The organism is Arenibacter sp. P308M17 (assembly GCF_003426735.1).
Classification (GTDB): Bacteria; Bacteroidota; Bacteroidia; order Flavobacteriales; family Flavobacteriaceae; genus Arenibacter.
The window spans coordinates 44,738-56,689 of record NZ_QVON01000012.1 but is presented as its reverse complement, the minus strand read 5'-3'; the positions used below and the strand labels follow the sequence as shown (position 1 = coordinate 56,689).

12 protein-coding genes are annotated in these 11,952 nt (G+C 36.1%); 10 read left to right on the top strand and 2 right to left on the bottom strand.

What is annotated here, in order from left to right; genetic code table 11:
- The 7 genes from D0S24_RS20250 to purD form a co-directional block, all read left to right on the top strand.
- A partial coding sequence (locus D0S24_RS20250; protein ID WP_117021660.1) for a glycosyltransferase occupies positions 1–299 on the top strand: 299 nt, incomplete at its 5' end.
- Positions 292–1,590, top strand: coding sequence for an O-antigen ligase (locus D0S24_RS20245; protein WP_117021655.1), 1,299 nt, complete (start codon positions 292–294; stop codon positions 1,588–1,590). The genes D0S24_RS20250 and D0S24_RS20245, both read left to right, overlap by 8 nt.
- Positions 1,577–2,395 (top strand): glycosyltransferase, encoded by an 819-nt coding sequence (locus D0S24_RS20240; protein ID WP_117021654.1) that lies wholly within the window; start codon positions 1,577–1,579, stop codon positions 2,393–2,395. Before D0S24_RS20245 ends, D0S24_RS20240 begins: the two co-directional genes overlap by 14 nt.
- A gap of 9 nt (positions 2,396–2,404) precedes the next feature.
- The gene (locus D0S24_RS20235; RefSeq protein ID WP_117021653.1) at positions 2,405–3,391 is read left to right on the top strand and encodes an NAD(P)-dependent oxidoreductase; all 987 of its coding nucleotides are present in this window, start codon (positions 2,405–2,407) and stop codon (positions 3,389–3,391) included.
- A 166-nt stretch (positions 3,392–3,557) separates the two neighbouring features.
- Positions 3,558–4,910, top strand: a complete 1,353-nt coding sequence (locus D0S24_RS20230) for an exopolysaccharide biosynthesis polyprenyl glycosylphosphotransferase (RefSeq protein WP_117021652.1) — start codon at positions 3,558–3,560, stop codon at positions 4,908–4,910.
- A 181-nt stretch (positions 4,911–5,091) separates the two neighbouring features.
- The gene (locus D0S24_RS20225) at positions 5,092–6,078 is read left to right on the top strand and encodes a UDP-glucuronic acid decarboxylase family protein (protein WP_117021651.1); all 987 of its coding nucleotides are present in this window, start codon (positions 5,092–5,094) and stop codon (positions 6,076–6,078) included.
- A gap of 120 nt (positions 6,079–6,198) precedes the next feature.
- Positions 6,199–7,470, top strand: a complete 1,272-nt coding sequence (gene purD / locus D0S24_RS20220; protein ID WP_117021650.1) for a phosphoribosylamine--glycine ligase — start codon at positions 6,199–6,201, stop codon at positions 7,468–7,470.
- 637 nt (positions 7,471–8,107) lie between these two features.
- Here purD and D0S24_RS20215 read toward each other — a convergent pair.
- Positions 8,108–8,329, bottom strand: a complete 222-nt coding sequence (locus D0S24_RS20215; RefSeq protein ID WP_117021649.1) for a DUF6341 family protein — start codon at positions 8,327–8,329, stop codon at positions 8,108–8,110.
- A 38-nt stretch (positions 8,330–8,367) separates the two neighbouring features.
- On the opposite strand from D0S24_RS20215, the gene D0S24_RS20210 reads away from it, so the two are divergent.
- Genes D0S24_RS20210 through D0S24_RS20200 form a run of 3 tightly spaced genes read left to right on the top strand, consistent with a single transcriptional unit; the run spans position 8,368 to position 11,145 of the window.
- Positions 8,368–9,306 (top strand): hypothetical protein, encoded by a 939-nt coding sequence (locus D0S24_RS20210; RefSeq protein ID WP_117021648.1) that lies wholly within the window; start codon positions 8,368–8,370, stop codon positions 9,304–9,306.
- Between the two features lie 56 nt (positions 9,307–9,362).
- Positions 9,363–9,965 carry a DUF4254 domain-containing protein gene (locus D0S24_RS20205; protein WP_117021647.1) on the top strand — a complete coding sequence of 201 codons (603 nt, stop codon included), beginning with the start codon at positions 9,363–9,365 and terminating at the stop codon, positions 9,963–9,965.
- A 58-nt stretch (positions 9,966–10,023) separates the two neighbouring features.
- Complete coding sequence (locus D0S24_RS20200) at positions 10,024–11,145, top strand: glycosyltransferase family 9 protein (RefSeq protein WP_309545109.1); 1,122 nt, start codon at positions 10,024–10,026, stop codon at positions 11,143–11,145.
- A gap of 188 nt (positions 11,146–11,333) precedes the next feature.
- Here D0S24_RS20200 and D0S24_RS20195 read toward each other — a convergent pair whose 3' ends face one another.
- Positions 11,334–11,948 (bottom strand): TetR/AcrR family transcriptional regulator, encoded by a 615-nt coding sequence (locus D0S24_RS20195; protein ID WP_117021646.1) that lies wholly within the window; start codon positions 11,946–11,948, stop codon positions 11,334–11,336.
- Positions 11,949–11,952: the final 4 nt, after the last annotated feature.

The window sequence follows — 11,952 nt, the reverse complement described above, 5'->3', positions numbered from 1 at the left end:
AGGAGATGGATGGACTTGTATTTCCCTCAAAACTGGAGAGTTGGGGCTTGCCTATTACTGAATTTAAGAGTTTTAATAAGCCAATATTTCTATCTAACTTATCATACGCTAAGGAAACATTAGGAGATTATAATAAAGGTTATTTTTTTAATCCAAATTCTCATATCGAATTATCAATTTTATTAAAACAATTGATAGACAACGAATTGCCTAAAATCGACAATCCAAAAATAGAAATTAGTGAACCATTCATAATTGGATGGACTAACCTTGTTAACTATATCTTAAAAAATGATTAAGTCCTTTCTTAATTTAGATTATAGGTTGATATCATTATTACTTTTAGCTTTATTCCCTTTATTAAAATTTAACGTTGCATCAATCCTAATAATTACAGTGGCCGTTATAGGTATAAGTAGTTATTATATAAAAAAAGAAGGCCAAACGGGATCTTCACTAAAGTATTTTATTTTATGTTCAATTTTTCCGATAATCCTAATTATAACCTTACTCTATTCTCACAATATAAATGACGGTTTAAATTCCATCCAGCGTTCCCTTAGTATCATGGTTATTCCTGCCGTAATATTCTTTTTTCATCCTTCAATATCACATAAAAAGGTGAATTTAATTATAGTGGTTTTTGGTGCATCTTGTTTGCTATTAACTTTCTATATATATTTCGAACTATTTAATTCAGGTACTTTTTTAACCTTCTGGGAGGATGATATTACATTTTGGGAGAATCCATTTAGAACTGTATTGTTTAATTTACAATACGTTGATATTCATCCTACTTATTTCTCAATGTGGGTTTTATTTATAGTATTATGGCTTTTAAACCAACTTATAAATACTAAAGATAAAAAAACACAAATACTATTACTACTAATAATTGGATACTTTCTTTTTACTATTTTATTATTTTCCGCTCGGGGACCAATAATTGGATTTGTTATTGCTTCATTTTTTTTAATGCTTACAAAAATCAAATCAATAAGAGGTAAATTTTTCGTAAGTGTTTTGTCAATAAGTCTAATTATATTAGCAATAACACAAATATCATTTCTTAAAGCTCGATTTGTGGATGAATTTAGTGCTCAAAAGTTTCGCCCTCCGGTCGGTAATGCCCATACATCTAGTAATATTAGAATCGGCATATATAAATGTGTCCTTGACATTTATGGAGAGTATCCAATTCTTGGTGTAGGAGTTGGTGACGTCCAAGATAAGTTAGATGCTTGTTATTATCAATTTCACACAAGGGTTTATCAGGAAACAGAATATAATACCCACAGCACATATTTTCAGATTTTGTTATCTGGTGGTTTATTAGGTTTAATTATTTTTGGATTAGCTGGATCTTACCAATTCATAATAGCTATTAATTATGAGAATAAAATTTATTTGGCCTTTTTAATATTGATTTTTACAATCATGCTTTTTGAGAACCTCTTTTCAAGAATGCATGGAGCCATTTTTTATGCCCTCTTTAATTCGATTTTTTTTAAAGAGATTATAACCAAAAAGAATAATCATAAAATTAATTTATTGTTCGGTTTTAAAATGAAAGACCATGAAAGAATATGATATAACCGCTTCTATTGTTCTATACAATACAGACATAGAAGAAGTGAACAATGTTGTTAGAGAATTTCAAAAGCTAAATTTAATTAATAGGTTATTTTTAGTTGATAATTCCCCAACCGACATATTAAAAAAGGCTTTTAATAGTTTTGAGAATATAGAATATATTTTCACTGGAAAAAATGTCGGATTTGGGTCAGGACACAATGTTGCGATAAGAAAGGTAAAAAATATATCGAGATATCATGTAGTTTTAAATGCCGATATTCAATTTGATAAACAAGTATTGGAGACAATGTACCATTATATGAATAACAATGAGGATGTTGGTTTATTGGCTCCAAAAATTCTTAATATGGATGGATCCACTCAATATTCCGCTAAGTTACTCCCAACACCGATTAATTTGATAATACGAAGGTTTATTCCAATCAAGAAAATACAAGAATATTTTGATTATAGATATGAACTTAGGTTTTCAAATTTCAATAAAATTATAGAGGTTCCATATGTCATGGGGTGCTTTATGTTTATAAATTGTAAGGTTTTCGATATCGTAAAAGGATTTGACGAAAGATTTTTTATGTATCCAGAAGATATTGATTTAACTAGGCGCATACATGAGCATTTTAAGACATTGTATTTTCCGAAAACAGTTATTTATCATAAGCACGGCAAAGGATCATACAAGAGCTTTAGATTGCTATATTATCATATTACTTCAATGATAAAATATTTTAACAAATGGGGGTGGATTTTTGATAAAAGTAGACGAGATATAAATAAAAAGACTCTTGCACAATTTTAATTTCAATGAATGAAAAAAACAGCAATTATATTCGGTGGGGCTGGTTATATTGGCAAAAATATGTTGGCATTTTTTTTAAAAGCTAATGCGTTCTCAAAATATATTATATGTGACCTAAATCAAATTCAAGGATATGACAACGAACCATCTGTGCACTATTTTAAATTAGATGTAAGAAACCCTATTCAATTAGAGATTGGTAAGGTTGATGTAAAGGGCTCTTGGATTTTTAATTTTGCAGCTATTCATAGAGAACCAGGACATGATTATAAGGAGTATTTTGACACCAATATTCCAGGAGCAAAAAACGTAACTGAATTTGCCCGTGAAACAGGCATACAGAATATTTTTTTTACAAGCAGCATAGCACCATACGGAAAATCAATAAATGTAAGAACGGAGGAATCTAATTTATACCCTGAAACAGCCTATGGTATTTCTAAGGCTTTAGCCGAGAAAACACATCAACAATGGCTGGGGGAGAAAAGAGAGAGAAGACTTATAATTGTAAGACCAAGTGTTATATATGGTCCCAAAGATCCAGGGAATGTATATAGAATGATCAAAGCCTTGAAAAAAGGAACTTTTATTTTGCCGAATGGTGGAAAAGTTATTAAAGCTTATGGTTATATATATGGTTTAATTGAAAGTATAATTTTTACCATGAACAAGTCGGACAGTTTGATAATCTATAATTACGCTGAAAATCCTTTAGTCCCACTAAATGAAATGGCCAACATCGTTAAAAATGAATTCAATTATAGTAAACCTACTCTGAAATTATCTGTCAGAACCTTATCAATTGTTGCTTTTTTTATTAATGCACTGTTTAAAACAATAGGCAAAAAAACCGATATTCATCCTGTTAGAGTGAAAAAAGCAGGATTTCCCACTAACATTAAACCTAATTATTTGATTGAAAATGGTTTTATATTTAAATATGACTTTAAAAGTTCATTAAAACATTGGAAAACAGTTTCCCCAGAAGATTTTTAGAGAAATTTTTTACTTCTGAAAATTGAATTTTACTATTGCCTTTTCGTCAGTTCATAGAGTGTTTGGAGGATTATTAAGGTTTTAGTTTATCCTTTGATGCCAATTTAGATGTTTTAAAATTATCTTTGTTCTCAGATTATAATATAAAACGTACGGTCCAAAATAAATGCTTTTTAAAAAACACCGTTTTTCCAATCTAATTACCCCCATATCCTATGGAGTGGATTTATTGGTAATCAACCTTTTTGCCTACTTTTTGCCCATTAATTTTGAATACCCAATACTTTTTCACTCTTATCTCACCCTGGCCTGGATCATTCTTTCGTTCAAAAACAGTTTTTACGTAGTGTATAGATATACCAAAGTATCCTACCTTCTTAAACTTTTGTTCAACCAATTTGTATTCTTCTTTTTAATATTATACGCTTTTATCGGCTTTTTTAAGCAGCCCAATATAAGTAGGTTGGCGTTGGGGGAATATTTTGTTTTTGTGGGACTCGCCATTTTTACCATCAAGTTCTTGAACTATATTCTTTTGATGAAATATAGGGAACGGGTAAAGGGGAATATGAGAAATGTGGTGGTGATTGGCAAAAACAAAAAAACAGATCAGTTGATTACCGTATTCAATGAAAGAAGGGAGTTTGGGTACCATTTTATGAAACAGTTCTGCCCTGCGGATGCTTCTTTTGATATCTACGCCTGTTTTGTGTATATCGTAGAAAACAATATAGATGAAATATATTGCTCCGTTTCGGAACTAAAGAACAATCAAATTGCAGAGTTTATCAATTTTGCGGACAATAATTTAAAAACCCTAAAATTTATTCCAGACAACAAAAATATCTTTTCCAAGAAACTCACCTTTGAGTACTATGATTATATTCCCATATTGTCCTTAAGGGATATTCCCTTGCACAATCCACTGAACGCCGCCTTAAAAAGGCTTTTCGACATTGTTTTTTCACTGACCGTTATTATTGGAATATTGTCTTGGCTGGCCCCTATTATTGCCTTGATCATTAGGCTGGAAACCAAGGGACCCGTATATTTCAGACAAAAAAGGAATGGCATAGATAACAAGGAATTCTATTGCTACAAGTTTAGATCCATGGCTCCCAATGAACAAGCGGATAGCCTGATGGCCGTAAAAAATGACATGCGCACCACCAAGGTGGGCAAGTTTATCCGCAGAACAAGTATAGATGAACTTCCACAATTTTATAATGTCCTCTTTGGAAACATGTCCGTCGTTGGTCCAAGACCCCATATGGTGAAACACACCAATGAGTTTGCCAATAAGGTAGATAAATACATGCTGCGCCATTTTGTTAAACCGGGCATAACAGGTTTGGCCCAGGTTAGAGGTTATAGGGGAGAAATAGAAACGGATATCGATATTTTCAACCGTACCAAATTTGATATTTTCTATATCGAAAACTGGTCGTTGTTCATGGATTTAAAAATTATTGTACAGACCATCCTGAATGCCGTTTCAGGAGAGAAAAAAGCCTATTGAGAATAAAACATTACGCTATATTATATCTTGGAAAGCAAATGATAGTTGACCTTAACCGTAAATTTTTGCCGGTTTAGCACACTTTGCCCCATTATTTTGGTTATTAAACCATATTTATTTTTAACGTTATTCCATAACACTAAATTTGTCCGCATCAATCTTACTAATAAATAATCACTAGATGAAAAAAGTACTTATTACTGGCGCTGCCGGCTTTTTGGGATCACACCTTTGCGACAGGATGATTAAAGAAGGTTTCTATGTTATTGCCATGGATAACCTGATCACCGGAGATCTCAAGAATATTGAACACCTCTTCCCTTTGGAGCAATTTGAATTCCAGCACCATGATGTTACGAAATTCGTCCATATTCCGGGAGACTTGGATTATATATTGCATTTTGCCTCCCCGGCAAGTCCGATAGATTATTTAAAAATTCCCATTCAAACCCTGAAAGTAGGAGCCTTGGGAACCCATAATTTATTGGGATTGGCCAAGGAAAAACAAGCAAGGATCCTTATTGCTTCCACTTCTGAAATATACGGTGACCCCTTGGTACATCCCCAAACAGAAGAATATTATGGCAATGTAAATACCATAGGGCCTCGTGGGGTTTATGACGAAGCCAAACGGTTTCAAGAATCCATAACAATGGCCTACCATAGATTTCATGGTGTTGAAACCCGTATCGTTAGGATATTTAACACCTACGGGCCAAGAATGAGGTTAAACGATGGTAGGGTAATTCCTGCCTTTATGGGGCAAGCATTGCGTGGTGAGGATTTAACGGTATTTGGGGATGGTTCCCAGACCCGTTCTTTCTGTTTTGTTGATGACGAAATAGAAGGAATTTATAGATTATTGATGAGCGATTATTCCCTACCTGTAAATATTGGCAATCCACATGAAATAACCATCAAGGAATTTGCAGAAGAAATTATCAATTTAACCGGAACAGACCAAAAAATAATATATAAACCTTTGCCTCAAGATGACCCAATGCAGCGTCAACCAGATATTTCCAAAGCAAAGGAAATTTTGGGCTGGGAACCTAAAATAAGTAGAAAGGAAGGAATGAAGAAAACTTGGGATTTCTTTAAGACACTTACCGCCGAAGAACTTAGAAAAACGGAACATCGTGACTTTTCGGATCGAAATAAAAAATAAAATAGACCCACCAGTACGGTGGGTTTTTTATGACTCTTTAATTTTGGTACCGGCATATATTTTAAACGAAATATACCTTATATCCATTTCAAGCCGTATTTTTGGGAAAAATTTTTAAGAATGAACATCCTTATCCTTGGTGCCGGAGGGCGCGAACATACCTTAGCCTGGAAATTAAAACAAAGTCCAAAACTTAAAAATCTTTATGTGGCTCCCGGAAATGCAGGAACCGCCACCATTGCCAAAAATGTCCCCCTTGGGGTCAACGATTTTGAAGCCATTAAGAAATGTGTGCTTTCCGAAAATATCCAAATGGTCATTGTAGGACCTGAAGACCCATTGGTGCACGGGATACACGATTTCTTCCTAAACCATAGGGACTTAAAGCATATTCCCGTCATTGGACCACAAAAAGCAGCGGCCACCTTGGAAGGAAGCAAACAGTTTGCCAAGGAGTTTATGATGCGGCACAACATCCCCACCGCTGCCTATGAAAGTTTTACCGTCGAAACCTTGGAAAAGGGCTACGCCTTTTTGGAAACCCTTACCCCCCCTTATGTACTAAAAGCGGACGGACTTGCGGCAGGGAAAGGAGTTTTAATATTGAACAACTTACAAGAGGCCAAGGATGAACTGAAAACCATGTTGGTCGACTCCAAATTTGGGGCTGCCAGTGCCACCGTGGTTATAGAGGAATTTTTGGACGGAATTGAACTGAGCTGTTTTGTGCTTACCGATGGTAAAGGTTTTAAGGTCCTACCAACTGCAAAAGATTATAAAAGGATTGGAGAAGGTGATACCGGATTGAATACAGGGGGTATGGGGGCCATATCCCCCGTTCCTTTCGCAGATAAGGTGTTTATGGATAAAGTACTTGAGCGAATAGTAAAACCTACCGTAGAGGGCTTTAAATTGGACAACCTGCCTTATAAGGGATTTGTGTTTATTGGTTTGATAAAAGTAGGTGACGAACCAAAAGTAATCGAATACAACGTGCGATTGGGCGATCCTGAAACTGAAGTGGTAATTCCTAGGATAAAGAATGATCTGGTAGAAATTTTTGAAGCCGTCGCAAACCAAAGTTTGGATGCCATCGACCTAGAAATAGATGAGCGTGCCGCTACCACCGTAATGGCCGTATCCGGAGGGTATCCCGAAGCTTATGGGAAAGGTATGGAAATAACAGGTTTTGAGCATATTGAAGATGCCGTGGTGTTCCACGCCGGAACCGAATTAAAGGACGGCAGGGTCTTGACCAATGGGGGTAGGGTCTTGGCAGTTACCGCTTATGGTTCCAACTACAAGGAAGCACTTAAAAAATCCTATAAAAACATGAAAAAACTACAATTCGATAACATGTACTATCGCAAAGATCTGGGATTTGATCTTTAGAAAGTACAAACGATGTATTTTGTAAGAGAAAAAAGGGATAGCGCTTGTCATCCCTTTTATATTTTAGAATATTTTGATCTTCAAAATTTTCATCAAACTAATTTCTCCATAGATACTCCATAGATACTCCATAGATACTCCATAGATACTCCATAGATACTCCATAGATACTCCATAGATAGTCCATAGTTAAGCCGTATATGCAAATAGGGGAAAAACAAGCTGGATCCACCCCCTTTTTGGCGGGCTAAAATAGCTCCGTTTCAAGGCACTTATCTACACAGTATAGATAAATCGTTTAGGGAAGACTACAACTACTATTAATCCGTTAGTTGAATTCTAGTGATGGGAACTGTTGTCGTTCCGAACGAAGAATGGGGAGAAACCGAAGATTTCTAGTCGCTCGCCCCTAGCTCTGTCGAAATGACAATGCTTATAAAATTAACAAGTTGATCTATTTAAAGGCAGAAAGCTTATCTCAAACCCATATTATAAGGCATAAACATTAGAACAGAATATAAAAGGGATAGCAAACACTATCCCTTTTATATTTTGGATTATTTTGATTTTTAAAAGAAATCCAAGAATCGGACTTGGTCCAAATAAGCCTTATTCGAATCGGAAACCAAAAATACGATTATAGGTAAGAATGTGCGGTAGCGTCCTTATTTTCCTCGCCCTTATCATTATACTTTTTCAACTCCAACATCCAATATACAAAGGCGGCACTGCCAATAAGCATAAAAATCCAATTTAAGGTGTTTGCCGCCCACCAATTCTCCATGGCACGTAAGGCGTCCAATGGTGCAAAAAGTACATTTACAAATAAATCCTCTATACCGTAAAAAAATGAATCCATCTTAATTATATTTACCTTGCAAAAATATAAAACCTAGGATGATTTCAAGCATTTTTGGAAGAACAAAACCAATAAATTATATAATACTGCTGGTATTTCTCTTTATTTTCTATTGGTTCGTTCATTTTTTTGTGTTTCAAAAATCGTATTCACCAAAACAATTATTGGGACAAACAGCAATTCTGGGAATCTTGTCCTTCAGCATTTTTGTGGTCAATTTTATTGCTTTAAGAAATAAGATTACAGGAGGCAATTCATTGGCCATCCTATTTTATATCCTATTGATCGTACTTTTCCCGGAAGTGCTGATAGATGCCAATGCCATTTTCTGTAGTTTTTTTTTATTGCTCTCCATACGCAGGATCCTAAGTTTCCGTAGTCTCAAGGACATTAAATTAAAAATTTTCGATGCTACCTTTTGGATAATGATCGCCAGTTTGTTCTATGACTGGGCCATATTGTATCTATTGGTCGTAATTGTTGCCATTTATTTTTACGAACCAAAAAACATTAAAAACTGGTTGGTCCCATTCGCTGCAATAATTGCTATGGCCCTAATTATGTTAGCGGTACTGGCTTTGGGCAACAATATGGATTTTTTGTGGAATCATTATTATTTCGATTTTCGGTTCAATGCGGTCTATTTCTATGATTGGAGCAATAGTACCCTTTTATTTCTTTACGTATCCATCGTTTTACTTTGCGGTTTTTTGGCTTTTTTGAAATTGGGCAGCTTAGGGGTAGGGAAAATAGTAACAATGCGTCTCATAGTCCTGCTCTTTTTTATAGGATTGTTGGTGAAGGTCTTAAAATCCACTCCTGAAACCCATCCTATTCTAATTACTTTTTTCCCAGCAGTAGTTTTTATAACCACTTATATCCAATCCATTAAAAAGGCCAGTTTGCGGGAAATTGTACTAATGGTATCCGTTATAGTTCCCTTTATCGTATTTCTGACCAATACGCTAATGAAGTAAAATAGCTATATCCGTTTTTTAAATAAACGGTATCTTTACCCCAAAATATTGTCGTTATGTTCAGTGATTTTGCCTATAAAATATTTGAAGAAAGCATCAAAAAATATCATCTAAAAGATGACGTATCCCAGAAGTTTAAAAATCCCTATCCAAAAGAAGACATATCCCATCTCCTATATCGCAAAAATTGGATAGATACGGTACAATGGCATTATGAGGACATTATACGGGACCCTAATATTGAGCCTGTGGCCGCGTTACGATTAAAAAGACAGATTGATGCCAGTAATCAGGATAGGACAGATTTGGTGGAATTTATTGACAGCTATTTTCTGGATAAATACCAAGCCATAGAAAAAAATAAGGATGCAACCATAAATACGGAAAGTCCCGCATGGGCCATAGACCGACTTTCCATTTTGGCCCTTAAAATATATCATATGGAGGAAGAAGTAACTAGAGCGGACGCCTCCCAGGAACATAAACAAAAATGCCAAAATAAACTTAATGTCCTATTGGAACAAAAGATAGACCTATGCGTTGCCATAGATCAATTATTGGAGGATATCGAATCTGGAAAAAAATACATGAAGGTGTACAAACAAATGAAAATGTACAATGATAATGAACTAAACCCTGTTCTCCGCAAAATCCCATGACCTCCAAAATCGCGATACCTCCTTTGAGGAATCAACGAAAAATACGAAATTTAAAGGTGTGAAAAGTTTTCCTAAAACGGCTGTTACGGCTACCGAGACCTCTAGAAGTGGCATTGAAAAAATTCCCTCTTCATCTGGGGACGGAAAACATATTCTGGTAATTCGATTATCCGCCATGGGCGACGTGGCCATGACCGTTCCCGTAATATCGGCCTTGTTGGAGCAATATCCCGACATTAAAGTGACCGTACTTACCAGAGCGTTTTTTAGCCCCCTTTTTTCTGAACTCAAAAATGTAAGCGTTTATGAGGCGGACGTAAAGGGCGGGCACAAAGGCTTATTTGGACTTTGGAAGCTCTATAAGGAACTAAAAAGCCTGAATATGGATATGGTTGCCGATCTGCACAATGTGTTGCGCAGCAACATCCTTAAGCAGTATTTTAGACTGGGATCCATTCCGTTTGTACAGGTGGATAAGGGCAGGGCAGGGAAAAAGGCATTGACCTCCCTGACCCATAAGGTCTTTGCACCCCTAACAACTACCCCCCAACGCTATGCGGATGTTTTTGAAAAACTGGGGATGCCAATAGATTTGGAAAAGGCATGCCTACTCCCTAAAAGGGCCATACTCCCTTCCACCAGGGAATTGCTGAAGGGCAATGGACAAAAATGGATTGGCATTGCTCCTTTTGCAGCCTTTGATGGCAAAATGTATCCTTTGGATTTGATGGAGAAGGTAGTCCAAACCCTTAACGAAGCCAATGGTTACAAAATATTGCTTTTTGGTGGAGGGGAAAAGGAGAGGAAACTATTGGACCAATGGGCAGGCTGCTTCCCAAACAGTATTAATCTGGTGGGAAAATTGGCCTTCAAGGAGGAATTGGCTTTAATTTCCCAGTTACATCTGATGTTGGCCATGGATAGTGGCAATGCACATTTGGCATCATTATTTGGAATCCCCACCCTAACTTTATGGGGTGTTACCCATCCCTATGCGGGCTTCTATCCATTTAAACAGGATCCCCAAAATGCACTGCTGGCAGATAGGGATAAATTTCCTTTGATCCCAACCTCGGTCTATGGAAACAAATATCCCCCTGGATATGAAAATGCGATGCGAAGCATTGCACCGGAAGATGTTCTTGCTAAAATTGAGGAAATCTTAAATACTGGACCATAAAATGAAATTACATACCTGCCTGCCGGCAAAGGCAGGAGTTTTGGAACGGAATGGGATTCCTTGGCAGGGACTGGACGATAAGTTGGCTGTAAGCAGTTGACAAAAAATAGATGCCACTACCAACTGTAGACTTACTTGGTTGGAGAGCGCCATTTCCGGAGACTTTGCGTAGCGGGCAATGCAATAAACTATGCCGGCTCTTTGTGCTCTATTAATTTAAAGTATTGACGAAGCTGTTGGATATATTTATAGCGCAACATTTTACTATTGCCTTCGACCATTAATGTCCGTATACCTATATAGGACGAAATAAGGTAGGTAGCCACGGCTTCACTATCTATATGCCTATTTACATATCCATCCGTTTTTCCCTTTTGAAGGGCCGTTACCAAATTAACTTCCCACACCTTCAAAATATCCTGAAGGTAATTCATTATGTCCGGATTCTTGCCATTAAATTCCGTTATAAAATTACTTAAAACAAATCCGTAATCCAGAAAGTTATGCTCTGCTGTTTCCAAAGCATCATCAAAACAGACTACAATTTTGTTTAAGGGGTCTTCCTGTCCTTCTATAGGCTCTATTAAACTACTATAGACCTTTCTGAAAAGCAGATTTTGTACAATACTTATAAAATACTCCTCCTTGGATTGAAAATGGTAATAAAAGGCCCCTTTGGAAAGGGAGAGCTCCTTTAAAATATCATCTAGACTAGTATTAAAATAGCCCCTTTGGTAAAAAAGCTCCAAGCCGGTGGTTTGTATGCGCTGCATGGTAGCCATGCGCTTCAATTGTTTTTCCATAAGA